This window comes from Natrialba taiwanensis DSM 12281, assembly GCF_000337595.1.
In the GTDB taxonomy this organism is placed as follows: Archaea; Halobacteriota; Halobacteria; order Halobacteriales; family Natrialbaceae; genus Natrialba; species Natrialba taiwanensis.
On sequence record NZ_AOIL01000050.1, the window covers coordinates 1 to 25,439 of the forward strand.

Below are 25,439 nucleotides of genomic sequence, written 5' to 3' on the forward strand. Positions count from 1 at the left end.
GAATCTTCTGCACAAAGACGCCTCTTCCGCTTCACCTCAATCGTTCTGACGACTTACCCCGATGCCGTCCGTGGATTCAATAGAACCGTGCAAACCGTTTCAGTTGTTACTATCGGCTCTATTCCCTCGGCTTTCTATGTGCCAGAGACGTTCGGCTCACCGTCGAGTTCAGCTCACGACGCGGCCGTCGGACGAGCGCGCAGCGTCGCGATCCCGATGTACGCACCGCTGCCGACGAACACGAGGAGCCCCACGAGCGCCTGCGGGCCGGCCGTCGCGAGCAAAAAGGCCAGCAGTCCAACGGCTGCGCCGCCGTGAGCCGCGGCGAAGTCTCGTCGACCGTAGGAACCGTGTAAGAGTGCCAGAAGAGCGAACGTGGCAGCGAAGACCCAGGTCGCAAGGATCGTCGTTCGAACGCCGCCGATCGTCTCGTTGATGGCCGTCCCGTAACCGACGAGAAGCACCGCAATTGCCGACCCGATCCCGATCACCTCTCGCTGCGCGTCCACCGTTTCGGCCATAGCCGCCATTTCGAGAGCGGATGTAAAGCCGTGCCGTTTCGCCGGCCGCGAAACGAGCGCAAATGCCGGCTCAGAGCAGCCGATACTGCCCTCGACTTTCGCTCACCGTCCCCTGTCTGGCGAGTTTTTCGAGCGCATCTCGAGTGAACTCGGGGGAAACGCCGTGTTCGCTGGCGAACGCAATAATATCGTCCTCGGTCGGCCGCTCGAGTTCGGCGAGCGCCCGCTCGACGATTTCTTTCTTGCTCCCGCTTCGGGAGGAGCCGCGCGGGTCGCGGTCGCCGGCCGCCTCGACTTCAGCGGCGTCGAGGCCCGCCTGTTCGATGTACTCGGCGTCGTCGACGACGCCGCCTGCAACGTCGTCCTCAAGCGCATCGAAGGAGTCGAGTTCGGCGAAGGCTTCGCCCTGGTCCTGGCGGTTGGCGAGCATCGAGGCGCGGACCTCGCGGGCGTGGTTCGCGTCGTCGGTTTCGACGAACTTCTTGCGCTTTTCGTAGGCGCGGCGGGTGCCACAGCGGGGGCACTGGGTCGTCTCGGAGCGCCCCTCGATGATCCAGAGATTCGAACACTCGCTACAGCCGACGACGGCGTACATGCTGGTTCGTGGGGCGGCGTTGTAGTTGAAGGTTGGGCAACCGCAGCGAAAGTGAAGCGCCGGACGAAGGGCGCACCGGCTACCACGCGCCGTCGACATCGAGGACGACCTTGCCCGTCAGCCCGCTTCCCTCGACCAGTTCGTGGGCCTGTGCTACCTCCGTGACCGGACGCACCGAGTCGATGACGGGTTCGAGCCGCCCCGCCTCGACGAGTCGGCGAAGCGCATTGAGTGGCCGGCGGTCGCGCTCCAAGAAGCACATCTCGAGCGTGTAGTTTTGCTGGTAGGCGCTCCCCCACTCCCCCTCGGGTTCGAGGATCGTGACGAGTCGGCCGTGCGGATTCGTGACCGCGGTGCTGTCGACCAGCGTCTCGCCGCCGACGGTGTCGAAGACGAGGTCGACACCCTCGTCGAACTCCGAGTCGATCACGTCCGCGAAGTCCTCGGACTCGTAATCGATGGCGCGCGCTGCGCCGAGTTCTTCGGTCTGATCGACCGTCTCGGGGCTGGTCACGGCGACCACCGTCGCGCCGCTCTCGTCGGCGATCTGGACCGCGTGCGCCCCGACGCCGCCGGCACCGTGGATCAGGGCCGTCTCGCCGGCCGTCACGTCGCCCCGCGTGACAATCGCCTCCCAGGCGGTTGCCGCGGCAAGGGGCAGCGCCGCGGCCTCCTCGTGGGACAACGACTCGGGCTTGGGCGCGACGATCGACTCGTCCGCCGTCTGGAACTCGGCGTAGCTTCCCTGTTCGCCGAAAATTTCGGGGGTGTAGAAGACTTCGTCGCCGACTTTGAAGTCGGTGACGGCCTCGCCAATGTCCTCGACGACGCCCGACACGTCGTAGCCGATGATCGTCGGCGGAGAGATGCCGGCCCACGAGCCGGCCTGCCGGATCTTGCAATCGACGGGATTGACAGACGACGCGTGGACGCGGACGAGCAGTTCGGTCGGCCCGGGTTCCGGGCGGTCCACGTCACGCTGTTCGAAGACATCGGTCTCGCCGAACTCGGTGATGACCATCGCGTCCATACGGACCGCTGTCGTCGGGTGAGCGGATATAGGTTCGACCCTCCTTTCTCGTGCCGTGAAACTCGTTTCGGTGTGTACGTTCCGCTTCCGCTCCGGCGAGGTACGCGGGGAGCGGTGCCAGCCCGTACATTATTGGGAGAGCCCCCCGTCCCCGCTCGTATGCAACGGCGTTCACTGGCCGACATTGAGAGCACGGAAGCCGCGGACGGAGTTCACCTGGCGCTCATGGCCGGGTCCGACTCGATGAACGTCCAGCACTTCGAGATCGAACCCGGCGCGACCGTCGAGGAGCACAGCCATCCCCACGAACAGACGGGATTCATCTACGAGGGCGAACTCACCTTCCGCAGCGACGGCGACGAACTCGTCTGCGGCCCGGGCGACTCCTACGCGTTGCCCGGCGACCAGCCACACGCCGCCGAGAACAGGGGCGAGGTGACGGTTCGCGGCGTCGATATCTTCAGTCCGCCCCGCGAGAATCCGACCTGGAAATCGGAGTAGCCGGCCCTTGATACCACGGTAGAATACCACGGAGTTATATGGTGGGCTTGGCAAGGGAGCCCAATGGCAGCCGAGACGCGCTCGACCGAACGGTCGCTCGGACGAATCGGGGCGTTTGTGAGACGATTGGGGCCGACGTGGCTCGCCGGCGCGATCGCGGCCGGCCCGGCGACGATGGTCAGCCTGCTGGTCGCGGGAGCGAGTTTCGGCTACTCGCTGCTGTGGGTTGTCGTCCTCTCGGCCGTCCTCGGCACCGTCGGCCAGTACCTCGCGATGCGGCTGGGATTGCTCACCGAGGCCGGTATCGTCGCCGTCGTCGAGGAACATCTCGGCTCGGTCTGGGCCTGGGTCCTCGTCGTCGACGCCGTCCTCGCTGCCGGGCTCGCACAACTGGCAATCATGAAGACGCTCGCGGATGTCAGCGCGACGATCGTCGGCAACGCCGGACTCGCTGCGCTTGCAGATCCCCGACTCTGGGGGCTCACTTGGGCGGTGCTGCTCGCGCTGGGCCTCGCCGGTGGCGGCTACCGGATCGCCGAGATCGGTGCCAAGGTACTCGTCTCGCTGGTCGTCCTCGCGTTCGTCGCCTCGCTGGTCGTCGTTCCGATCGATCCCGCCGCGGCGACGACCGGGCTCGTCCCCGAACTGCCGGCCGGCGGCGCGATCGTCGCCGCGGGCGTCCTCGGCGGCGCGGTCCACATCACGCTGCTGACGATGCAGAGCTACACGATGCGCGCCCGCGGCTGGACCGAACGGGACCGGGACATTGCAACCTTCGACGTCGCGAGTTCACTGCTCGTCGCGTTCGGGTGCTTTAGTCTCGCCGTCTTCCTCGTGGCGGCGAGCGTGTTGCCGGCGACCGGGATCGATCCGGCGACGATCACGGAGATTCAGGCCGCGGAGGCGCTCGGGCCGATCGCTGGCGAGCACGCGATGTGGGTGTTCCTGGTCGGGCTCCTCGGGGCTGCGGTCTCGACGCTCGGCGGCAACACGATCGTGCCGCCCTATCTCGTCGCGGATAAACTCGGCTGGGAGCAGTCGGTCGCCGACCCGCGCTACCGGGCGGCGCTCGTCGTCGTCGCGCTCGGCTCCGCGCTCGGGGTCTTCCTCGAGGGGGCGTTCGTCCAACTGCTGGTGCTCGTCCTCGCGTTCGGGCTGGTCGGCACTCCCTTTGCACTCGCGGTGATCCTCTACCTGCTCAACGACCCCGCCGTCGTTTCGGAGCCGAACTCGGTGCTCGAAAACCTCGGCGGCATCGCGCTCTTTGCGGTCGCGACGGTGCTCGCTGGCGAGTTCGTGCTCGATGAACTCGCGGGAGCGACGGCGGGCGACCCGGTGTCGGTGTTCGTCGTCGCCTTCGCGGCCGCGATGGTGCTTGCGATCTGCGGACTCGCGGGGCGATACGTTCGCGAGCAGTACTGACGACGAGGCCGTCGGCTTCCGTTTCAAAACGCAAAACGTGTTCGATCGAGGATATTGTAGGGGCTGCGGTCGAATCGTCCGGTATGAGCGAGCGCACCCCCTCCCGGAGCGTTCCCGGCTCGATCCGGTCGTTCGTCGGCGTCGCCGCCGAGCGCCAGACCTACCGGAACCTCTGTTACCTGCTCCTGGCGGTTCCGATCGGGATCGCCTACCAGTTCGGACTCACGCTCGGCTCCCTGGGCGCTATTTTCGCAGTTGTTCTCGTCGGGATCCCGATCCTGCTGTGTACCATCGTCGGCGCTCGCTACCTCGCCGCCTTCGAGCGGCGACTCGCCAACCGACTGCTGACGACCGACATCCGGCGACCGGCCAACCGGCGAACGGTCGCGGACGACGGTCTCGTCTCAACGCTCGTTGAACTCGTTCGCTCGCAGACGACCTGAAAGAGCGGTGGGTTCGCCCGCTGGAAGCACGTCACAGTCACTGTTTTCGGCATGAAGAGAGCCACGGCTTCCGCAAAACCGAGAATCGACTGAAGTACATGAGCGACATTCGGGAAGTGCTTAATCTGGAGGACGGAGACGTGCCCGACTTCAATACGCTCAACAAGTCGTTTGATCGATTCAAGATGTGGGTCTGGCGGGCATTGCTGCGCATTTCAGCGCAGCAACACCCGCAATCTGGTCATGTCGCCCTCGACAGCACGTTCTTCGACCGTGGGAACACGTCAGCGTACTATCTCAATAGGTCAGACCAAACGGTAGAAATTCTCCAAGTGACATCGCTGACCGATATGGAGTCACTTGCTGCGCTTGATGTGCAGTGTTACACCCAGTGAGGCATGATACGAAGACTGGCCCGTAGGTCGTCCGCCGGAACGCGGACGACCTGCAGTACGTGGCCGCTGATAACGGGTTTCAAGATTGGCACACCGAGTACGAGTACTATATCCTTGACGTTGAGCCGCTGATTCACTATCACAGTTCCTCGCTGAATGCTGTGGGACACAACGCAGTGATCCGAGAACAAGATTACACGCAACGATGGATGGGTGGAACGTCGTATTCGTCAATCAAGCGCTCGCTCGGCGATGCCGTGCGAGCGCAGTTCTCGTATCGAGAGTTAGAGATCGTCCTGATGTTCGCCATCTCGAATATCGAACAACTCTGTGATCCGCTATGATCACCGCGCCGTACCCTATTCAACACAACAGAATATAGAGTTATCTAATCATGATAGAAGATTTATTCGATAAAGATCAAACAATCAAAATTTTAAATGGGTGAAATAATAGTACATTTTAAGTTTTAATAGACCATTTACAAAAACCTGACCATGCCCGATAGCTCAGAAACGGACGTTGACCTGCGGCACACCGGAGAAACGGATGAAAGGGAGACCACGCGACGGAAATTCGTTCAATCGGGGGCGATGGGTCTCGCGATGCTAGGAGTATGGGACATCTCCGGGGTAGCAGATGCTAAAACTACTCAACGATCCAGTATAAACACTCCCCTCCAGAGACCTGTAAATAAATATTCTTTCAGCAATGGACTCATTGGTCTGCTACAGCGAAACCAAATGTGGACAAACGCATTACCGGACGACTATTTCAGCGATGTCCAAAACAGTCAAGAACCCTCTGTGACCACAGTCTGTTGCTCTGATTCACGAGTCTCCCAAGAAGGCATGTTTCTTGGTTCTCTTGGGGTAGATTTCTTGTTTAAACCAAGTAATATAGGAAATAAAGCGATTAGTGTAGTAGATGGTGAACGAGTTGTAGACGGTGATTTTCTTTACGGACTCGAAAAGGCGGATTCCGAAAACGGAGTTGTTGTCGGGCATACTGACTGCGGTGCGATTACTGCTGCCTATGAGGTTGCAACTGGAAAACAACTCAATGAACCACCTGGAATCAGACAAGAACTGGAAGTACTGGTAGACATTGTTGATGATGGGCTCAAATCTGACCTTGTTAACACAGAGACGAAGGATCTTGAGGTCATCAATCAACTCGTCGAATACAATGTTCATCGACAGATTCAATTCCTTCTCGACAGTGACGCAGTATCTGAAGAGCGGAATCTCTATGGGTTCGTCTACGATTTCCAAGGGGCGTACGAAGGTATGCGAGGACGAACCTATTTGGTCAATATCGACGGTGAAACCGACCAGTGTCAACTCAAGCAACAAGTTCCGAATCGGTACAAGATGTTTGTTCAGAGTAAACTTCAGTAAGTGCAAACTATATCTCACAGGTTTTTAAGTGGCAAGGGATGGGTTTTCTCTACCCAAATACGGCAACCCAAATCAGTCATCAGTGCCACGGTGTAGACGGTGCGAAGAAGCAGTGTCACGGTTAAAGGATCAACATGGACAACTCTCGGCACTCCACGACGATATCGAGAACGAGAACCTTCTCATCGCTCCGATCATCGTCCGTGAGGCGGCGATAAATTCGCAAATCGAAGGTACTGATATCACAGTCTCCGTGTGCTGTATTGACTCGATGGAAACGCTGGCGGTCGCGTTGCTCGGGGATCAGGGGGCGTCGTCCGATCGCGACCCGGTCGATCCGGCGTAGCGCCACCTGAACGCGGCCACGGACGGCTGCGTTCATGTTCGCGCTGTATCTCCGGATCGTCGACCATGCGAATACAGGCGGCGGTCGCAAGGGTATCATTGCCGTAGGAACGTTGAATGCAGCTACCCGAGATAGCGAGACGGGACGGTCGCCCGCGTTGTCGTATCGAGCGTGCGAGTTCACGTCCCACGCTGGTCGTCCAGCGTTCGGTTCCGTTTCTGAACTCGACTCACCGTCTCGACAGCGACGCTACTGTGCCATGACCGTAGCACTCAAGCCGCTCGACGAGCAGGTGATCGTCATCACCGGCGCATCCTCCGGCATCGGGTTGACCACCGCACGGATGGCAGCCGACCGCGGGGCGCGACTGGTGCTCGTGGCCCGGAGTGAAACAGCCCTCGCGGAGTTGACCGAGGAGATCAGACGCGGGGGCGGCGATGCAGAATACGTCGTCGCCGACGTATCGGAGCCCGACGACATCCGCGAAATCTCGCAGGTTGCACGGGAGGCCTACGGCGGATTCGATACGTGGGTAAACGGAGCCGCCGTCCCTATTTACGGCAAACTCAGAGAGATCCCGATCGAGGACCTCCACGAACAGTTCGACGTCAACGTCTGGGGCCTCCTGTACGGATCGTTCGAAGCCACCGAGCAGTTCCGAGAGCGAGCGCAGGAGCAGGACCGAGATTACGGCGGCGCACTCATCAATATCGGCAGTATCGCCTCCGAGCGCGCCATCTTACTGCAGGGAAGCTACTCGGCGTCCAAACACGCGGTCAAAGGATTCACCGACGCCCTGCGAATGGAACTCGAGGAGGAGGACGCTCCCGTCTCCGTGACGCTCGTCAAACCGAGTTCGATCGATACCCCATACCCGGATCACGCGAAAAACTACATGGATGACGACCCGACGCTCCCGCCGCCTGTGTACGCACCGGAGACGGTTGCGCGGGCGATTCTCCACGCAGCAGTGCACCCACAGCGAGAAGTAACCGTCGGCGGGGGCGGCAAGAGTCTCACGGTACTCGACCGCTACGCACCTGGGCTGCTGGATCGGATTATGGAGACCGTGTTCGTCCGCCAACAGCAAACGGATCACTCCTCTGGCCCGGAACCGGAGCGAGATCTCGACACCCCGTCCGGGACGCTCGACGAACGGGGCGACTACGAGGGCCACGTCGTCGAGACGAGTTCATACACCAGGCTCCTCCAGCGGCGGTCGCTTCCGACGACGCTCGGTGCCGGCGCTGCTGCGATCGGGGCATACGTCCTCTACAGGGTGCTCCGCGGTACCGATCCTGGTGACCAGTGACTGGTGACCGGTAACCCCGGTCCCATCGCACCGAGTCGACTCCGGTGAGTCCTCAGTGTTCGTCCCCGTCCAACTGTTTTCGCATTTTGACGTGCGGGATGCCCGCCTCGGTGAACTCGTCACCGATGGTTTCGTAGTCGAGTTCACGATAGAAGCCGGCCGCGTGCGTCTGAGAGTGAAGCGTGAGTGCGGCAAGTCCCTGCTCGTCGGCTTGCGCTTCGATGGCGAGCATGAGTGCGCGACCGACGCCGGTCTTGCGCCAGGGTTCGCGGACGGCGACGCGTTCGACCTTCCCGATGTTGCTGGCGTCCGCCGTTCGGAGCCTCGCGGCGCCGATCGGGTCCGCGTCGGGGGCGTCGGAGGCGTCAGTTTCGTCGCTGTACGCGACGAAGTGCACGGCGTCGGCCTCGGGTTCGTCGTATTCGTCGTACTCGAGCGCTTCGTCGACACCCTGTTCGTCGACGAACACCTCGTGGCGAACGTCGAAGGCGTCCTCGCGCGCGGCATCCGCGTCAGCGACACGTACGTCGACCATCGTGTGTTCTTCAGCCTCGGCTCTCGAGAACGTTACGACTCCGGAGACCGGCCAAAACCGGAATCCGATCGGTCACGGTCGTCAACTGCCGATGTCTTCGAGACGAAATAAGAACTGGGATAGAAAAACCGCGTTCGGCTGCGCTCGCGCTTACGCGAGTTCCTCGATATTGCTGACGACTTCGTCGGCGAACTCGCTGGTGGCGAGTTTCTCGGCGTCGTCGAGCTGGCGCTCGAGGTCGTAGGTGACCTTGCCCGAAGAGATCGTCTCTTCGACGGCGTCACGGACGAGGTCTGCAGCGTCGGTCCAGCCGAGGTACTCGAGCATCATGCGGCCCGAGAGGATCATGGCGGTCGGATTGACCTTGTCCTGGCCCTCGTACTTCGGTGCGGAGCCGTGGACGGGTTCGGCGAGCAGGCGACCGTCGCCGAAGTTGGACCCGGGAGCGATGCCGAGGCCGCCGATCTGTGCACCGGCGGCGTCGGACATGTAGTCGCCGTTCAGGTTCATCGTCGCGATGACGTCGTACTGGTCGGTACGGGTCAACAGCTGCTGGAGCATGTTGTCCGCGATGCGGTCGTTGACGACGACGGCGTCTTCGGGCGCTTCGCCGTCGTTTTCCTCCCAGAGGGTGTCCTCGGTGATGACCTCGTCACCGTACTCCTCTTCGGCGACCTCGTAGCCCCAGTCGCGGAACTGACCTTCGGTGAACTTCATGATGTTGCCCTTGTGAACCAGCGTGACCGAGTCGCGGTCGTGTTCGAGGGCGTAGTCGATGGCGCGCCGGACCAGCCGCTTGGTCCCGAACTCCGTGATCGGCTTGACGCCAATGCCGACAGGGCCGTCGTGGATGACGTCGTCCTCGCCCATCTCGTCCTCGACGAACTCCTTGACTTGCTCGACTTCGTCGGTTCCGGCTTCCCACTCGATGCCGGCGTAGACGTCTTCCGTGTTCTCACGGAAGGTGATCATGTCCATCTGTTCCGGTTCGGAAACGGGAGACGGAACGCCGTCCAGATGATAGGTCGGACGAACGTTCGCGTAGAGATCCAGCAGCTTGCGCAGTCCGACGTTCAGCGATCGAAAGCCGGCACCGACGGGCGTCGTGAGCGGACCCTTGATCGCAACGCGGTGTTCTTTGATGGCTTCGACGGTCTCGTCGGGCAGGTTCTCGTCGTACTTCTCGCGGGCGGACTCGCCGGCGTAGACGCGCATCCAGTTGATCTCGCGGCCGGTCGCATCCGCTGCGGCCTCGAGCACTTTCTGTGCGGCCGGGCCGACATCGCTGCCGACGCCGTCGCCGTGGATGATCGGAATGATCGGGTTATCGGGGACCTCGAGTTCGTCCTCGGTTCCCTCTTTCAGCGTGATCTTTTCCCCGTCCTCGGGGACCTCGATCTTGTCGTAGCTCATCTCGTCTAGACGGTTCTCCGACTGTGGTAAAAGGGCTACCATTTCTATTGCGACCGGCGAATATTGCACCCGAGTTCGACGAGGGGTTTCCACCGCGGGGAGCAGACTGGGACGAGAGCCGAACCGAGTTCAGTGATCGAAACCGTCAGCGAGACGCCGAGTGCTGCCCGTCAACTCCCGTCTATGGGGAGACTCCGATGAGAACGCGATCCAGCGGAGCGTTGTCTTTCACGGACGTGCTCTGTGGCAGATGCGCTCTCGGTCGGGGCTGTCAGGCAACGGCTGTTCCTTGAACTGGGGTCCCGTTTAGTATTGCTGCTCTCTGGGAGACGGCTGACAGCGTCCTCACCGGTGTGCCATTCCGGTGTCCGGATCGGTCTTTCTTCCCGGCGCATCTTTCCTGGTTTCAGGAACGGGGCCCCTTCGGACCGACATCGTCGCTCTCCGTCTCGTCCCAGTAGCGCACGAGCAACCAGCCGCCGACACAGCAACTGGTTCCGCCGGCCAGTGCGAGCAGGAGCTGCGCCCCGCCTGGAAGTCGCGAGTGGGTGCGAACGGTCCACAGTATCGAAAACAGCGCGATCCCGGCGACCAGGGCCGTCGAGCCAAGGTCGACCCGATCCCAGTCCGCCTTGATTCCCAGCCGCACGACCGCGAGCAGTGCCATCGCCGTACAGAAGACCCCGAGCAACGCGGCTGGCGTCGTCATCCTCGGTGGCGGTTTTCGCGCTGCCGTGGTAAGTATGTCTGTTTCGGTGCGTCCTCCGGTCCGCGTCGGTCGAATCCAAAACCCGTTATGAGCGTCACCCGTCAGTCAGGGTATGCAGGTACTCGCCCACGGTGGTGCCGGTAGTGATCCCGACGACCCGGCCCCGCGACAGGCAGTCCTCGACGAGGCTGCCGCAACCGGTGCAGCGACATCCGACCCAGTCGGTGCAGTCGAAGCGGCGCTGCACGTCCTCGAATCCTCGCCGCGGTTCAACGCCGGGGTCGGCAGCGCCGTTCAGAGCGACGGCGAGATCCGCACGGATGCGGGGATCATGACCGATTCCCGGGCGGTCGGTGCCGCCTGCTCGATGCCGGGCGTCGAACACGCGGTCAGCGTCGCCCGCGTCGTCATGGAAGCGACGCCACACGGCTTCGTCTCCGGCGATCACGCCGTCTCGCTCGCCGACGCGTTCGGCATCGAAACCGGCGTCGACCTCTGGTCGGAGCGAACGCGCGAGCAGTGGGCCGAACTCGATCGACCGACGGACGGTGTACAGAGTGAACTCGCGTGGATCGAAGATCAGTACGGCCAAACGGACCCGGGCGGACGCGCCGGCGAGAATAACGGCGAAATAGACCAGCCAGCACAGACGGCAACCGACCCGCACGAGAGCACCCACGATCACGACACCGCCGGACAGGACCCGACGGATCACGACACCGTCGGTGCCGTCGCCCTCGATGACGACAGCGGCCGCCTCGCCGCCGCGACCTCCACGGGCGGCCGCTGGCTCGCACTCGCCGGCCGCGTCGGCGACGTCCCGCAGGTCGGCTCCGGCTTTTACTGTGCACCCGCCGCCGCCGTCAGCGCAACCGGTGCCGGGGAGGACATCGCCCGCGTTACGCTCTCGCGACGCGTCGCCCGACACGTCGAACAGGGCCGCGACGCCGATACCGCTGCTGCGCTCGCGATCGACGAGTTCGCCGAACTCACCGGCTCGACCGCCGGCGTGATCGCCGTCGATGCAACCGGGACGCTCGGCTCGGCGTACAACAGCGCCGCGATGCAGACGGCATGGGCGACGGATCGCTGAGGCCATCCCGCAGCGATCGGAGACGCAACCTCTTTTTGCCGACCGGTGCAACTCCAGTGCATGGCCGACTCCGAGGATCAGGTGGACCTCCAGTCTGAGAAGTACGAGAAGCACCGCGAAGCGGGCGACATCCTCGCACAGGTGCGCGAGGAGACAGCCGAACGCGTCGAGGTCGGCGTCAGCCACCTCGAGATCGCGGAATACGCCGAGGACCGAATCCGCGAACTCGGCGGCAAACCGGCGTTCCCCGTCAACATTTCGATCGACGAAGAGGCTGCCCACGCAACCCCGTCGATCGACGACGACTCGACCTTCGGTGAAGAAATGGTCAACCTGGACATCGGCGTCCACGTCGACGGCTGGCTCGCAGACACCGCCATCACCGTCGACCTCTCGGGCACTCCTGAACTCGCGGAGGCCTCCGAACAGGCGCTCGAAGCTGCTCTCGAGATCGTCGAACCCGGCGTCGAGACGGGCGAGATCGGAGCCGAAATCGAAGACGTGATCGACGGCTACGGCTACAACCCGGTCGTTAATCTCACCGGACACGGGCTGGACCACTGGGAGCAACACACCAGCCCCAACATTCCAAACCGCGCCGTTTCCCAGGGAACGACACTCGAGGTCGGCGATGTCGTTGCAATCGAACCCTTCGCGACCGACGGCGGCGGCAAGGTCACGGAGGGCGCGACCGAGGAGATTTTCGGGCTCGAACGCGAGGGGTCCGTCCGAAACCGACAGGCCCGCGAGGCGCTCGCACAGATCACCGACGAGTTCAAGACGTTGCCGTTCGCGACGCGATGGCTCGAGACGGATCGGGCGGAGATGGCCCTGCGGCGGCTCAAGCGAAACGATATCGTCCACGGCTATCCGGTGTTGCAGGAGGACGACGGCTTCCTCGTCAGTCAGAAGGAGCATACCGTGATCGTGACCGAAGACGGGTGTGAAGTGACGACGCAGTAGGGCGTTCGCCGCTGTCAGTTTTCGTCTGTCTTTTCCGCGATCAGTTTCCGTTCACAGCCCACAGCCCCGCTTGGTCCGTCGGTCGGTGTCGTCTCGCTCTCGGGCGCGGTGAATAACGGATTTGCTGGCCGCGAGTCGACGTGAATTTGCCGGCCGCGAGGAGAACGCGACGGCGACGATTCTAGAGACGGTCCGAATGCACTCGACAGGGGCGGACAGTAGAGCGCACTATCCGTGTTGAGGGGTGACAGTGAAGGGATGATACCCGGGAGAGCAAGTAACGCGCGGAAATAGCAGAGAGGGCGGCAGCAGTACGACAGATCAGGCGTTGTTCATCCGCTGACTCGTCCGATTCCCACAGCGCTGGCACTCGCTTACGCGGTAGGGTTCACGGGAAAACTGAGCGTTTTCCTGTTTGACACTCTCGGTTCGAATCTGGACCGACACTTCGTGGAGCGTTTGCAAGTCGCAGTCATCGCAGTATTCAGTAAGGCCGTTTACAGAGTCGTCAGTCGTTGCCATTACTGGAGTAGTTGCAATAGTGAACTCTTAAAGGCGCGTCTCATTTCGAACTCTGAGTCAAGGTATCTGACATGTTATGGGAAACCACTAGATCTTTCAATAGTCGTCCTCGAACGAAGAGAGCGATTGTCTCTATAGCTAAGGTATTCAATATCACGGTAGTGAGAAGCACAGCTACGCTCGGATTGAGATGGGGACACTCGTAACTGACACACATTTTATGCTATTTCAAATCACAACTCGAGTGGGGGAAACGGATTTCGGATCGATTGTGGGTCGCCTGTCCGGAGACACAATCAGTATAGGGTCGCCGCAAGTGATACCGTGTATGGACCAGGTGTTTGCCCCGTGGCGGATCGAGTGGATCAAACGCGACGAGCAAAACCCCGATATCGAGGAGTGTGTCTTCTGCGAGTTCCCCGAGATGGATGCCGACCGGGAAAATCGGATCGTCGCGCGGAGCGAGCACGCGTTCGTCCTGTTGAACAACTATCCGTACAGTCCGGGACACGTGATGGTGATCCCACACGCACACACGGGGGAGTACGGCGACCTGACCGAAGCGGAACTGCTCGATCACGCGCGACTCAAACAACGAACGTTCGATGCGCTGGAGACGGGACTCGGACCCGACGGCTTCAATGCGGGGCTGAACCTCGGCGACGGCGCTGGCGGCTCGATCGACGATCATCTCCATACACACATCGTGCCGCGCTGGCAGGGCGATACCAACTTCATGCCCGTTATCAGCGATACGAACGTGATCGTGCAGGCGCTCGAGGAAACGTACGATCAGCTCCACGAAGCGTTTGCAGCCCAGGACGGCGCGCGTGTTGTCGATGCGGAGACTGCCGTCACCTTCGACTAATCGTGCGAGAACTCGCCGTCGGATCGCTCGTCAGGCGTAACTCGCGTCGAGGAAGTCGACGATCCGTTCGGACTCGGCCATCGTCACGCCGGCGTCTTCGTCGACGATAACAGGGACCTGACGCTGACCGGAGACGCGCTTGACCTCGTCGCGTTCGGAATGGAAGCTCTCGACCCAGTTGCTCTCGTAGTCGACATCGAGTTCATCGAGCCGGTCGGCGACGCGTTCGCAGTACGGACAGCCCTCGAGCTGGTAGAGCGTAATCGCACCCATGGCGGGCATTCACGGTACGGCGGTAAAAGCGTACGTGACGGTCGACGCGGATCGAAATCGACAGCGGTGCGGGACGCGGTGAACTCGAGGCTCACTCGATCGGGACGTGGGCTTGGGTCTCGGCCGGGTCGGTGGCGCGACCGGGACGTTCGGCGAGTACGACCTCCTCGGTCGTCCGCTGTCCCTGCCGTCGCACCTCGATCTCGATGATCTGTCCCGGCCGCGTTTCGGTCAACAGGTAGCGCTGGAGTTCCTCGTGGGAGTCGATCTCGTGTCCGTCGATGCCGACGATCACGTCGCCGCCGACGGGAACATCGCGACCGCGTACCCGGCGGACGCTTCGACAGCCGCGCAGTGCGGCGCTCGCGGGGCCGAGCGGCGCGTCCACGACGAGCACACCTTCCGGAGTCGCCAGGTCGTTGGCCTCGGCGACGGTGGGCGAGACGTCCACCGTCCGAACTCGCAGGTACGGATGGCGGAATCGGCCACGTTCGACGAGGTCCGGAACGACCCTGGAGACGACGGCCGCGGAGATGGCGAACCCGATGTTCTCGCCGGTTTTCGCCCGGTTGACGCCGACGACGGTCCCGTCGAGCGTGACGAGCGGGCCGCCGCTGTTGCCCGGATTGATCGGCGCGTCCGTCTGGACGGTGTCCGGGATGGTGAACCCGCTTCCGGTCGGCGACGACCGGTTCACGCCGCTGACGATCCCCGTCGTGATCGTTCCGTCCAGGCCCATCGGATTACCGAGCGCCGCGACCGGTTCGCCGGGCGTCGGCGGCCGGTCCGCGATCGGCAGGGGGTCAGCGTCCGACGGCAGCGCGTCGGTACGGATCACCGCGAGGTCCGTGTGGGCGTCGGTTCCGATCACGTGCCCGGTTTCCCAGGACGCGTCGCTGAACCGGAGATCGACCGCCTCAATGTCGCCAACGACGTGTCGGTTCGTGATCACGTGGTCGGCGTCGTAGACGAACCCGGATCCCGTCCCGCCCGGTCGACGGCGCTCCGGATCGACGTACACCGAGACGACCGACGGGATCGTTTCACGGTACAACTGTTCGAACGTAGTTGGCGTACTCATTTATCTCCCGGGACAGCACACCGCCGTGCTGCCGCCAGGTTCACCATCGGTTAGGGGGNACAACTGTTCGAACGTAGTTGGCGTACTCATTTATCTCCCGGGACAGCACACCGCCGTGCTGCCGCCAGGTTCACCATCGGTTAGGGGGTGTGATAGCATAAGCCAGTCGGTGCCCTGAACTCGTCAGTCGTCAGTTGCCAGTCGCCGATCGTCCCCCTTCCTGCCCGTTCCGTACACTCGTACTGAGTCCATTATGACCGCTGGCGAGTTCAGCGGAACAGAGACGGAGCAGTCGCGGTCGCTCGATCGGCGCGAGGCGTCACACCGGCTCGCCGAAGGCGTACATCGTCTCGTGGGCCGTCACGTCGACGTCGATGAAGTCGCCGGGTTCGATCCCGTGCTCGCTCGCGTTTTGAACGATGATCTGTCTGTACGCGGAGTCCCGACACTTCACGGAGTCGGCGGTCCCCTCCTCGACGACGAGCACGTCCTCGCGACGCTCGCCGACCATGTCCGCGTAGGCGTCGGCGACGATGTCGCGCTTGACTTCGCTCATCTCCTTCGAGCGCTCCTTCTTGATCGTGCCGCCGAGGCCTTTCATGTCGGCGGCGTCGGTCCCCGGCCGCTTGGAAAAGCGGGTCACGTTGATCTTTTCGGGGCGGGTTTCGCGGAGCAGCGCCATCGACTGCTCGTGATCGTGGTCCGTTTCCGTCGGGAAGCCGACGATGAAGTCCGTCGAGAGCGTCCAGTAGTCGAGCGCCTCGTCGAAGGTCTCGACGACCTCGACGTACTCCTCGACCTGGTGCTGGCGGCGCATATCGCCGAGTACGTCGTCGCTGCCCGACTGGACGGGCGCGTGCAGGAACCCGTAGAGTTCGTCGTACTCGGCGAACACGTCGGCCAGTTCCTCGCGGATGCCGTGGACCCCCTTCGGGTTGGCCATCCCGACGCGAACCCGGAAGTCGCCCTCGAGTTCACAGATTTCGGCGAGCAGGCGGTGGAGCTTGCGCTCGCCCTCGTCCCAGCCGTAGACGCCGGTGTCCTGGCCCGTAATTCGAATTTCCTTCGCGCCAGCGTGGATCAGGGCGCGAGCCTTCTCGACGTTCTCCTCGATCGACGGGGAGTCGATCTTGCCCGTCGCGTGCTTGGTGATGCAGTACGAGCAGTTCGACATACACCCCCGAGCGATCGGGAGGATGCCGACGACGCCGTCCAGAATCGGTTCGGCGTCGGGCGTCGTCGTCGGACACTCGCCGTTGGTTACGGCCTCGGGGACCTCGTCCCAGTGAAGCACCTGGCCGTCGACATCGGCCTGAGCGAACTCTTCGCCCTGTGCGAGGGCCATACAACCGGTGATAAAGAGGTCGGCTGTCTCCTCGGAGAGTTCTTCGGCCCGCCGGAGCATGTTGCGCTCGGTTTTCTCGACGACGGTACAGGTGTTGAGGATGGCGACGTCGGCCTCGTCGGGGCCGTCGACCTGGTGGTGGCCGGCATCGCGGAGCCGTCGCTCGATCTCGCGGCTCTCGCCGCGATTCGATGTACAGCCGTATGTTTCGATGTGATAGCGGGCCATCCGTTGTGATTCGGTTCAGGGTCGGGAAGGCAAAAGCCCGACGGATCGGGGCTCTCGAACTCGTCCGCTCACGTCATCCCGTACTCCTCCGCGAGTCGCTCGTAGTTGTCATCGAGGACGTTGATCGTCGCGATCAGCGCACCGAGGACGACCGGGCCGAAGAACAACCCCATCACGCCGAACGCGTACACGCCGCCGAGGACGCCGAGGATGATGACGGCGGGATTGAGCTGGGCGTACCGATCGACGACGATCGGCCGCAGGTAATCGTCGGAGATGCCGACGATGACCGCACTGTAAGCGAACAACGCGACGGCCAGGATCGGCTGGTTCATCGCCAGGAGATAGACGACCGCGGGTCCCCAGACCAGAAACGCCCCGACCAGCGGGATGAGCGCGAGCACGATCATGATGACCGTCCAGAAACCGGCGTTCGGAATGCCGGTCGCAAAGAGGCCGAGCCCGGCGATAATCCCCTGGATGAGCGCGATCAGGACGTGACCCGCGAGGACGGCCCACATGACCTCGTCGAGTTCAGTGTAGAACTCGTCTTGCACATCCGACGGAAGCGGCGTTACGTCGCGAATCCAGGCCAGGAGCTTGTCCCCGTCTCGGAGGAGGTAGTAGAGCAGAAACAGGGCGACGCCAAACCCGACCAGGGCGTGCGTGAGGACGCCGATCCAGGCCGTCGTCTGTTCGACGAGAACGGAGCCGAGCTGTTGTGCCGAATCCGAAAGCGTGGCCGCCAGGTCGACCTCGTACCCGGTTTCGGCCGCGATGTAGCGCTCGATCTCTGCGACCTGGAGCGTTTCCGAATCGAGATTCTGGAGCATCCGCGCCGCGTCGTCGGCGACCGCCGCGAGGACGATAACGAACGGAACGATAAACACGGTAATCGCGAGCGCCAGGAGGGCAAACGCCGAAACCGTCGGCGAAAACCGTCGTTCGAGACGGCCCTGGAGCGGATACAGGACGAAGGCGAGCAAAATCGCCATCAGAATGTACTGGAGAAACGGCACGACGAGCTGCCAGGAGAGGTATGCAAAGATCGCGACGAGCGTGAGGAGATACCCCTTGCTGATGTTCACGAGTGAACCGACCACGCTCGCCGGGATAAAATTGCTACCGGCATCAATCAATCTCCGCCGTTCAACCGGTCGCGAGACCCCTTACCTGCGGAAAGAGCGAGCCGACTGGCGGAGACACGTCGCCGTCTCCGTTCACCCTGTCGCTGCTCCGGACCTAGTCCTCACGGTCGGCGACCGTTGCAGCGGGGACGGCCTGCCGGACGCCGTGGACGGCGCGCTTGGCGTTGGCCCGACTGGTGTAGCCCTCGCCGCTGTCGGCGAGGATGTTGCCGTTCCAGTGGACCAGCCGCCACCGCCACTCGTCGGCGCGGTCCTGGTAGACTTCGAAGCGGCTGGTGCGGCCGAATTGGGCGTCTGTTCCCGTTTCAGCCGTTTCCTCCGCGCTCTCCCCACTGGAACCGTCCATTTCCGCCGCGTCGTCCACCACGTCAGTTCCGGCGTCGACTCCCGGTGAAAGCATCACGGGATCGGGCCCCGACGCGTCGACATCGGTGTCGTCGACGATTCGGGCGGTTTCGTTTTCCTCGTCCCACTCGAGTTCGATTTCGAACTCGACGGTGGCGGGGCGGTCGGCGTCTGCTGTGTCCGTAGCTTCGTCCTCGTCGTCTTCATCGCCCTCGTCTGCGTCAGCCGGCTCGCGTTCGGCTTCGAGTTCGAGGTCGACCTGTGATGGGATCGTTACGGAGACGGTTCGGTCGTCGTTCTCGTCACCGAGCAGGTGAATTGGACGCTCGTCCTCGATAGCGACGGCGAGGTCTCGAAACAGTGCTCCGAGTTCATCTCGGTCGACGGCCGTCTCTCGTTCCAGTTCGAACTCCGGGGGGTGGTCGTCGTCCATGGCGGAGGGTACGGCGCGCGAGGGTGTAATGGTTGCTGACGATTACGGTTCGGGTTCGGGTACGGATTCGGATTCAAATTCGATTTCGGATTCGAATCCGGCTCCAGTCGAGACCCGAATCAGCGACCGACTCGACGGCGATGGTACGTTGTTCCAGTAGTGGAATGAGTTCTTCGTTCGGAACTCGGATTGAAAGTGACCCGGCTGTTCGGTGACTACGTGTGCGAACTCGCCGACAGAAGGCCTATTACCCGATCAATCGAGTAACGCCTATGGTTGACTGGTCGTTTGATTATACCGTCGCTATCCTAATCACCGTCACCGTCATCCTCTCCGCGTTAGATGTCTTGGGTACTACGCAGGCGATCGCTATGCTGTTCATCACCGGATCTGCCCTGCTGTTCTGGATTGCGAAATACGTGTTACGAGGATACTCGGACGCGACGCAGGATCCGAATGAATAAGGGCAAACGGGCCGCGACACGGATCGCGCGGCGGATCGGGCCCCACCCCGCTGGTCGCCGAGAAAGGGTGACCGAGGCCGGAGTGCTTTTGTCGGCGCGCTGTCTTCGCTCGCTCGTGACTTCCCGCGAGTGGGACATCGACCGGCGCGTCGTATTCGATCGAGACGAGTTCACCTGCCAGCACTGCGAAAGCGCGGGTGACGAGGAGACGCTTCGGCTGTATCCAGTCGGCACCGTCCCGACCGACGGCCCGGTCCACGAGAGTTCACTCGTGACGGTCTGTTCGACGTGTGCGGCTGTCCTCCGGGACGACGCCCGACCTGCTCGCGAGCGGAGCGCCGTCGACTCGGCTGCTTCGATCGACGCGGACGGCCCAGCAGCGCTGGCGGCTATCGCTCCCGACGAACTGTTCGCGCTCGTCCACGAGACGACCCGCAAGCAGGGAACGGCAGTCTCCGATGTCGCCGCGTTCGCCTCGTTCGCGACGACACTCCCGTCCGCGCTTGCGGGCTCCGACGGCGACACTGCCGGGAGTGCGGGTAGCACCGATAGCACCGATAGCGCTGATCGCGCCGAGAGCCCCGTGAGTCCCGAAAGCACTGCTCCTGCAACTGGAGACGAGACTGACGGTGAAACTGCGGATACAGCCCCTGAATCGAGCGTCGACGACCTATCACGCGAGTTCGTCACCGCTCGGCGCACGCTCTTGCTCACGCTCTCGGTCGTCGACCGCCGCCTTGCCCGTCTCGACCAGTTCGAGAGCGACGCAACCGAGTCGGCAGCAGCGCCGCTGCTACTCGACTTCGTCGACACGGCAACGAAACTGCAGTCGGAACTCCACGACCTCGTCTCGCTGGCCGAACTCGTGGCCGCATCGATCGGTCGGTGCCACAACTGCTTCGAGCCGCTGGCCGTCGCTGCTCCCGGCGGACCGGCTCCATCACAGCCCTGCCCGACCTGTGCCCAGTCCCCCCGCGATACCGAGGCGTGGCACCGCGCCGATTCGAACGTCGTCGACTTCGAACGCCTCTTTTCGGCGACGAACGACACCCTCCGCGACGCCGCGGCCACGACCGAGACGCTCACCGAGCGAACGACGGCACTCGCAACTGAACTCGTCGAAAAATAGCGCGAAAACGGTCGGCGCTCGTGGGTCGGCGTCGCGTGTCTACAGGTCGGTCGCCGCTTCGAGTGTGATATCGATTGCGCGGCCGACGTTGTTCTTTGCCTTTTCAGGGAGTTCGTCGTCCTCGGTGTCGGTTCCCTTCTGGGTCCCCTCGACGAGGTTGCCGTCGACGGTACAGATCGCGCCGGCGCGCAGCCCCTTCCGGCGGGCGAGCGTGAAGATCGATGCGGCTTCCATCTCGACGGCGAGCAGCCCTGCGTCCTCCCAGTCGGTGATGTACGCGTCGGTCTCGGCGTAGTACGCGTCGTCCGAGGCGATCGGGCCGACGTGAACCTCCTCGTCGTTCGCTTCCGCCGAGTCGACGAGCGACGAGAGCACGTCGTAGGACGGAACGGCCGGGTAGGAGACGTCCTCGTAGCGCTTGGACGTGCCCTCGTTCTTCGCTGCGCCGTTGGCGACGATCATGTCGCCGATCTCGATGCCCGATTGGAGTGCGCCGGTCGTTCCGACGCGCACGAAGGTCTCGACCCCGACGTTCGCGAGTTCTTCGACGGCGATGGCGGCCGAGGGGCAGCCGATCCCGGTCGAACAGATCGTCAGCTCGCGGCCCTCGTAGGTGGCGTTGACGACCTTGTATTCGCGGTTCTGAGCGACCGTCTCGGACTCGTCGCAGTGGTCTGCGATCCGGTCGACGCGACCGGGGTCCCCGGGGACGAGTGCGATATCGGTCAGGTCACCCTCCTCAACCAGTAGATGTGGTTGTGTACCCATACCGTCGCCTTCCGCGGGTGGCGAGAAAAAAGATTCGAGAGCGACGGAGTCGACCGTCAGTCAGCCGAGACGACGACCTCCTCCGGATAGACGGTGACTGCGGCGTCGTCGACGCGGAACGTCACCTCCTCGACCGCCCGCGGCATCCCCGTGTTCGTGTCCTCGAAGAGGGCATCGAGGGCCTCGGGGTCGACGTAATCGTACAGACGGGTGCTAGCTGCTGTCACGTCTTCGTCCCGGAAGCGTGCCAGTGCTGTCGCAGCGGCGATACTCGGTGGTTCCGATGCTGTTCGATCGTACCGGACGCGCCGCCCGAGTTCGCATCCGTAGGACTTGCGTGGCCTTTGATCTGTCATGTCTCTCCGTCACGTCTCCGTGACTTTCTATGCTAATTGCCAACGGGATCGCCCATATAGCTACCGTCAGACAACATGGGGTGAGAACGCCGGACGGCGTCGACATCGCCCCACTCGAGCGTATGACGTATTTTTCGGTTAGAATCGCGTTCTGAGAAACCCTTCGACTGCCGGTCTCGTCGGCGCACTTCGAGCCCCCTCCTGGCTCGCTGTCAGGGCCCCGCAAGCGTTTGCGAACTCGAGAGCGCGTTCGATATTCGACTCGGCCTCGAGTTCAGGTGTCGAGTCGGCTGTGAGTGTCGCCAGCGTGTCGACTCGGTCGAGGAGTGTCGCGATGAAGCCGGCAGCGAAGGCATCGCCGGCACCGGCCGTGTCGACGGTTTCGACGTCGAACCCCGGGTGGACGTACGAGCCGGCGGGGGTGTGAACTTCCGCGCCGTCGCCGCCGTATTTGACGGCGACGATGCGGTCGTCGAAGTCGGAGCCGACGTACTCGTCTTCGAGGAGGGCAGCGATTTCGCGGTCGTTTGCGAAGACGATATCGGCAGCAGCGAGCGCGTCGGTGTAGTCGCGGTCGCCGAGTCGTCGGCCGGGGTCGAAACTGACGGTGAGGCCGGCCTCGGTCGCCGTGCAGGCGATAGCCGCGGCGGTATCCGGGCGCTGACTCGTCAGGTGGACGTGATCGGCGGTTCGAATCCGTTCTCGATCGAGATCGGCCGGCGTCACCGCCTCGTTGATGCCGTCGTTGCCGAGGACGGCAACCTCCCCGTCGTCGTCGACGAGCAGGTACTTGACGGCCGTTTCGGCACCGTCGACGACGCGGAGCCCATCGAGGGTGACCCCAGCAGCCTCGAGTTCGCGGCTGGCGAGCAGTCCGTTGTCGTCGTCACCGACGCTGCCGATAAGGCCGGTATCGACGGCGAGTGTTGCGAGTGCGGTCGCGACGTTTCCGGCGCTCCCGCCGCCGGACTGGTGCTGGGAGCGGATCGCAGCCTCGCAGTCGGCCTCGGGGAGCCTGTCGACGCGCAGCGTCACGTCCCAGTTGACGTGACCGGCAGTGAGCACCCTGACCATGCACCGAACCGACGACCGCCGGCGAGAAAAGTCTAGGCAACTGCGAACAGAACGACGTTGTGAATCCCCGGTCCGAAGCCGACGGCCGCGATGAACGCAAGTAGTAGTCGGGCCTGCCGCGGCGCGTCCTCGACGTACTCGCGGAACAGTCCGAGGACGCCCATCACGAGGGCGACCTTGACGACGACGAACAGCCAGCCCGCGCCGATGAACTCGGCGGTCGGCAGCGCGGAGCCGGCATTGAGTATGAGTGCCGAGAGGGGGACTTCCTCGCCGGCGTTAAGAACGTCGTAGCCGATGGCCGTCGAGACGGCGTCGAGTGCGTGGCCGAAAATGACGAGCACACCGGTCGTGGCCGTGACTGCGGCGACATCGGTAAACCAGAGTCCGAGGATTAGCCAGGCGATGGCAGTCGCGATACCCGCGGCGACGACGGCGATAACGGACCAGAACGGTTCGAACGTTCCGGACTCGATACTCTGGAGGAGTGCGAACATCGTAAAGACGACGAAGAAGCCGGTGCCGACGGTCCCGAGAACGCGTTCGATCGTGGGCTGGAGCCCGCCCGTATAGATGAAAATCGAGAGAATCCAGACGAGCCCGGCCCCGGTCGCCGTGATGAGGTAGACTGTCGGCGTGGCAAACAGGACCTCGATCGAATCCGGATAGGCCTCGAACCGGTGCAGGACGTGTAACGTCGCCCCGAACATCATCCACGGGGTCAACGCGAGAACGGTCCGGTCGGTGACCGGCGGATCGAGCGCCCACAGCAGTGCGACGACACCCCCCAGCACGGCGAGCAGCGGTACCAACAGGTACCACGGTGGCAGCACGAATCCCTCAGGCAATACCATACCCCCTACTGTCGACACCAGTAACTAACACTTTCCGATCAGCGGTGACACTTCGGGGTGGAAGATGGTCTCGAACGCGGACACAGGGCGGCGCTCCATGTCTGGGAGTTAGGTGGTATCCCAGGGTTCGGCGGTCGTTTCACCGAATAATTCGCGCATGAGCGTGACGATACTCTCGGGCGGGAACTGGCCGCGTTCGGTGACGATCGCATCGACGTAGCGCGGCGGGGTAACGTCGAACGCGGGGTTTTCGACGCGCAAGGGCGGCATCTCGTCGGCGTTTCCATCAATCGCCGTCCGCTCGTCCGCCGAGAGCACTTCCGCCTCCTCGCGCATTTCGATTGCGACCGTCTGTCCCGTCATCGTGTCCGGATGCAGTTTGATCGTCTGGGCCGCAACCATCACGGGAACGCCGCGTTCGCGCGCGTTGACCGCCAGTCCGCTGGTGCCGATCTTGTTGATGACGCTCCCGTCCGCAGCGATGCTGTCCGCCCCGACGAGGACGTGATCCGTCTCGTCCAGATACCGACGCGCCGCGTTGTCGACGATCAGCGTCACCGGCACGCCCAACTCCCGCAACCGTTGGGCCGTGATGTGACCTTGCTTTCTGGGACGCGTTTCCTTGACGATTGCCTCGACGGCCGTTCCCGATTCGAGCGCCGCCTCGATGCACGCGAGCGCGTCCGTCGAATGGCAGTGAGTCATCACGACATCGCCGTCACGCAATCGATTCGCACCGATCTCCCCCAGTTTGGACTGGGCCTGCTCGAGTTCAGCGCGGAACGTCTCGGCGGCGTCGATGGTCGACGATTGCAGCGCCGAGACGGTTTCGCCCTCCGTTCCGCGGAGCACATAGCGGAGTGCGTTCGGCAGACTGACCGCCGTCGGACGCGTCTCGTAGAGTTCACGTGCACTGGCCCGCAGATCGCGTTCGAACGCCGCCGGGGTCGCCGCGTCGGAGCGTTCCGCCTGCGTCGCAAGTGCCGCTGCGGCCGCGTCCGCGATCGTCGCCGCCCCGCGAATCTGCATGGCTGCGATGTCGTCGGCGGTCGCCGTGACGGCTGGATCGACGACAGGCTGGTCCGATCCCATGCCACCTGGTTACACGCCCCAGGTCAAAAGTAATCGGGCGGGTTTTTGCCCGTCCGCCGAGTCGGTCCGCTATGGCCACGGAACTCACTCGCAGTGAACTCGCGCCGCTGATCGATCACACGGTGCTCGGGCCCGAAACGACGCCCGCCGACGTCGAAACCGTCCTCGCAGCGGCCGGTGATCACGGCATGAACGCCTGTATTCCACCCTACGCCGTCGCCGAGGCCGTCGAGTTCGAGTACGCCCCCGACGTGACCATCGCGACGGTCGTCGGCTTTCCCCACGGCCAGCACGACCACGAGGTCAAACGCCGCGAGGGCGTGGCGGCCTGGCAGGCCGGCGCGGACGAACTCGACGTCGTCATCAACGTCGGCCGCCTGAAGGCCGGCGAGGACGACGCCGTTCGCGCCGAACTGGCTGAACTCGTCGCTGCGGTACCGGTTCCGGTCAAGGTGATCATCGAGACGGCGCTGCTCACCGATGAAGAGAAGCGTCGGGCCTGCGAGGCTGCCGTCGCGGCGGACGCGGCGATGGTCAAGACGTCGACCGGGTTCGCCGATGGCGGGGCGACCGTCGAGGACGTCGAGTTGATGAGCGAGTACCTCCCCGTCAAGGCGAGCGGCGGTATCGGCAGCTACGACGAGGCGATGGCGATGATCGAGGCTGGCGCGGAGCGGATCGGAGCCTCGAGTGGCGTCGAGATTCTAAACGGCGCGCCGGAAGCGGAGTAGTGCAGTCGATGGAGCAGCGTTCGGTTTCGATGGGCGGCATGAATTCTGGT

General features: G+C 63.1%; 29 protein-coding genes and 1 pseudogene. 13 read left to right on the forward strand and 17 right to left on the reverse strand.

Annotated elements, in window-relative coordinates:
- Positions 1-173 precede the first annotated feature (173 nt).
- From C484_RS13890 to C484_RS13900, 3 genes are all read right to left on the reverse strand, one after another.
- Complete coding sequence (locus C484_RS13890) at positions 174-521, reverse strand: hypothetical protein (protein ID WP_006826541.1); 348 nt, start codon at positions 519-521, stop codon at positions 174-176.
- Between the two features lie 70 nt (positions 522-591).
- Positions 592-1,116, reverse strand: a complete 525-nt coding sequence (locus C484_RS13895; RefSeq protein ID WP_006826542.1) for a DUF5817 domain-containing protein — start codon at positions 1,114-1,116, stop codon at positions 592-594.
- Between the two features lie 79 nt (positions 1,117-1,195).
- Entirely contained in the window at positions 1,196-2,146 is a 951-nt protein-coding gene (locus tag C484_RS13900; RefSeq protein WP_006826543.1) for a zinc-binding dehydrogenase, read from the reverse strand.
- Between the two features lie 159 nt (positions 2,147-2,305).
- Between C484_RS13900 and C484_RS13905 the strand changes: the two genes are divergently transcribed.
- The 7 genes and pseudogenes from C484_RS13905 (at position 2,306) to C484_RS13940 (ending at position 7,965) form a co-directional block, all read left to right on the forward strand.
- Positions 2,306-2,647: a cupin domain-containing protein gene (locus C484_RS13905; RefSeq protein WP_006826544.1), complete on the forward strand. Its 342-nt coding sequence runs from the start codon at positions 2,306-2,308 to the stop codon at positions 2,645-2,647.
- 63 nt (positions 2,648-2,710) lie between these two features.
- Positions 2,711-4,069, forward strand: coding sequence for an NRAMP family divalent metal transporter (locus tag C484_RS13910; protein ID WP_006826545.1), 1,359 nt, complete (start codon positions 2,711-2,713; stop codon positions 4,067-4,069).
- A gap of 83 nt (positions 4,070-4,152) precedes the next feature.
- Positions 4,153-4,512, forward strand: coding sequence for a sensor domain-containing protein (locus C484_RS13915; protein ID WP_006826546.1), 360 nt, complete (start codon positions 4,153-4,155; stop codon positions 4,510-4,512).
- Between the two features lie 3 nt (positions 4,513-4,515).
- Positions 4,516-5,251 (forward strand): annotated as a pseudogene (locus C484_RS24395) (transposase); the annotation flags it as partial.
- A 153-nt stretch (positions 5,252-5,404) separates the two neighbouring features.
- Positions 5,405-6,307, forward strand: a complete 903-nt coding sequence (locus C484_RS22410; RefSeq protein WP_239640990.1) for a carbonic anhydrase — start codon at positions 5,405-5,407, stop codon at positions 6,305-6,307.
- A 112-nt stretch (positions 6,308-6,419) separates the two neighbouring features.
- Positions 6,420-6,653, forward strand: a complete 234-nt coding sequence (locus C484_RS13935) for a Fic/DOC family N-terminal domain-containing protein (RefSeq protein ID WP_006826548.1) — start codon at positions 6,420-6,422, stop codon at positions 6,651-6,653.
- Positions 6,654-6,912: 259 nt separating this feature from the next.
- Positions 6,913-7,965 carry an SDR family oxidoreductase gene (locus tag C484_RS13940; RefSeq protein ID WP_049915481.1) on the forward strand — a complete coding sequence of 351 codons (1,053 nt, stop codon included), beginning with the start codon at positions 6,913-6,915 and terminating at the stop codon, positions 7,963-7,965.
- Positions 7,966-8,017: 52 nt separating this feature from the next.
- Here C484_RS13940 and C484_RS13945 read toward each other — a convergent pair whose 3' ends face one another.
- From C484_RS13945 to C484_RS13955, 3 genes are all read right to left on the reverse strand, one after another.
- Positions 8,018-8,500: a GNAT family N-acetyltransferase gene (locus C484_RS13945; protein WP_006826550.1), complete on the reverse strand. Its 483-nt coding sequence runs from the start codon at positions 8,498-8,500 to the stop codon at positions 8,018-8,020.
- A 150-nt stretch (positions 8,501-8,650) separates the two neighbouring features.
- Positions 8,651-9,913, reverse strand: coding sequence for an isocitrate dehydrogenase (NADP(+)) (icd, locus tag C484_RS13950; protein WP_006826551.1), 1,263 nt, complete (start codon positions 9,911-9,913; stop codon positions 8,651-8,653).
- Between the two features lie 406 nt (positions 9,914-10,319).
- The gene (locus tag C484_RS13955; protein WP_006826552.1) at positions 10,320-10,622 is read right to left on the reverse strand and encodes a hypothetical protein; all 303 of its coding nucleotides are present in this window, start codon (positions 10,620-10,622) and stop codon (positions 10,320-10,322) included.
- A 112-nt stretch (positions 10,623-10,734) separates the two neighbouring features.
- Between C484_RS13955 and C484_RS13960 the strand changes: the two genes are divergently transcribed.
- Both C484_RS13960 and map read left to right on the forward strand, forming a co-directional pair.
- Positions 10,735-11,715, forward strand: a complete 981-nt coding sequence (locus C484_RS13960) for an isoaspartyl peptidase/L-asparaginase (RefSeq protein ID WP_006826553.1) — start codon at positions 10,735-10,737, stop codon at positions 11,713-11,715.
- Positions 11,716-11,775: 60 nt separating this feature from the next.
- Positions 11,776-12,678, forward strand: a complete 903-nt coding sequence (gene map, locus C484_RS13965; protein WP_006826554.1) for a type II methionyl aminopeptidase — start codon at positions 11,776-11,778, stop codon at positions 12,676-12,678.
- Between the two features lie 321 nt (positions 12,679-12,999).
- On the opposite strand, the gene C484_RS22415 is transcribed toward map, so the two are convergent.
- The gene (locus C484_RS22415; RefSeq protein WP_006664692.1) at positions 13,000-13,200 is read right to left on the reverse strand and encodes a DUF7835 family putative zinc beta-ribbon protein; all 201 of its coding nucleotides are present in this window, start codon (positions 13,198-13,200) and stop codon (positions 13,000-13,002) included.
- A gap of 328 nt (positions 13,201-13,528) precedes the next feature.
- Between C484_RS22415 and C484_RS13970 the strand changes: the two genes are divergently transcribed.
- Positions 13,529-14,068: an HIT family protein gene (locus tag C484_RS13970; protein ID WP_006826555.1), complete on the forward strand. Its 540-nt coding sequence runs from the start codon at positions 13,529-13,531 to the stop codon at positions 14,066-14,068.
- Between the two features lie 30 nt (positions 14,069-14,098).
- On the opposite strand, the gene C484_RS13975 is transcribed toward C484_RS13970, so the two are convergent.
- The 5 genes from C484_RS13975 to C484_RS13995 all read right to left on the reverse strand — a co-directional run bounded on the left by C484_RS13975 (position 14,099) and on the right by C484_RS13995 (position 18,921).
- Positions 14,099-14,341, reverse strand: a complete 243-nt coding sequence (locus tag C484_RS13975; RefSeq protein WP_006826556.1) for a glutathione S-transferase N-terminal domain-containing protein — start codon at positions 14,339-14,341, stop codon at positions 14,099-14,101.
- A 91-nt stretch (positions 14,342-14,432) separates the two neighbouring features.
- Positions 14,433-15,422 carry a S1C family serine protease gene (locus C484_RS13980; RefSeq protein WP_006826557.1) on the reverse strand — a complete coding sequence of 330 codons (990 nt, stop codon included), beginning with the start codon at positions 15,420-15,422 and terminating at the stop codon, positions 14,433-14,435.
- A gap of 319 nt (positions 15,423-15,741) precedes the next feature.
- Positions 15,742-16,995, reverse strand: a complete 1,254-nt coding sequence (locus C484_RS13985; protein WP_006826558.1) for a tRNA (N(6)-L-threonylcarbamoyladenosine(37)-C(2))-methylthiotransferase — start codon at positions 16,993-16,995, stop codon at positions 15,742-15,744.
- 68 nt (positions 16,996-17,063) lie between these two features.
- Entirely contained in the window at positions 17,064-18,083 is a 1,020-nt protein-coding gene (locus tag C484_RS13990; RefSeq protein ID WP_049915483.1) for an AI-2E family transporter, read from the reverse strand.
- 154 nt (positions 18,084-18,237) lie between these two features.
- A complete protein-coding gene (locus C484_RS13995; protein WP_006826560.1) occupies positions 18,238-18,921 on the reverse strand; it encodes an amphi-Trp domain-containing protein in 684 nt (227 codons plus the stop codon).
- A 272-nt stretch (positions 18,922-19,193) separates the two neighbouring features.
- On the opposite strand from C484_RS13995, the gene C484_RS14000 reads away from it, so the two are divergent.
- The gene (locus C484_RS14000; protein WP_006826561.1) at positions 19,194-19,385 is read left to right on the forward strand and encodes a hypothetical protein; all 192 of its coding nucleotides are present in this window, start codon (positions 19,194-19,196) and stop codon (positions 19,383-19,385) included.
- An 88-nt stretch (positions 19,386-19,473) separates the two neighbouring features.
- Positions 19,474-20,514, forward strand: a complete 1,041-nt coding sequence (locus tag C484_RS14005) for a hypothetical protein (protein WP_006826562.1) — start codon at positions 19,474-19,476, stop codon at positions 20,512-20,514.
- 39 nt (positions 20,515-20,553) lie between these two features.
- Here the strand turns inward: C484_RS14005 and C484_RS14010 are convergent, their stop codons facing one another.
- From C484_RS14010 to C484_RS14030, 5 genes are all read right to left on the reverse strand, one after another.
- The gene (locus C484_RS14010; RefSeq protein ID WP_006826563.1) at positions 20,554-21,282 is read right to left on the reverse strand and encodes a nucleoside phosphorylase; all 729 of its coding nucleotides are present in this window, start codon (positions 21,280-21,282) and stop codon (positions 20,554-20,556) included.
- A gap of 56 nt (positions 21,283-21,338) precedes the next feature.
- Positions 21,339-21,638, reverse strand: a complete 300-nt coding sequence (locus C484_RS14015) for a HalOD1 output domain-containing protein (RefSeq protein ID WP_006826564.1) — start codon at positions 21,636-21,638, stop codon at positions 21,339-21,341.
- 138 nt (positions 21,639-21,776) lie between these two features.
- On the reverse strand, positions 21,777-22,712 hold the full coding sequence (locus C484_RS14020; RefSeq protein ID WP_006826565.1) for a carbohydrate kinase family protein: 936 nt from the start codon (positions 22,710-22,712) through the stop codon (positions 21,777-21,779).
- A 32-nt stretch (positions 22,713-22,744) separates the two neighbouring features.
- Positions 22,745-23,566, reverse strand: a complete 822-nt coding sequence (locus tag C484_RS14025; RefSeq protein WP_006826566.1) for a DUF63 family protein — start codon at positions 23,564-23,566, stop codon at positions 22,745-22,747.
- Between the two features lie 108 nt (positions 23,567-23,674).
- Positions 23,675-24,658, reverse strand: a complete 984-nt coding sequence (locus C484_RS14030) for a ribose 1,5-bisphosphate isomerase (RefSeq protein ID WP_006826567.1) — start codon at positions 24,656-24,658, stop codon at positions 23,675-23,677.
- A gap of 71 nt (positions 24,659-24,729) precedes the next feature.
- On the opposite strand from C484_RS14030, the gene deoC reads away from it, so the two are divergent.
- Positions 24,730-25,389: a deoxyribose-phosphate aldolase gene (gene deoC, locus C484_RS14035; RefSeq protein ID WP_006826568.1), complete on the forward strand. Its 660-nt coding sequence runs from the start codon at positions 24,730-24,732 to the stop codon at positions 25,387-25,389.
- Positions 25,390-25,439: the final 50 nt, after the last annotated feature.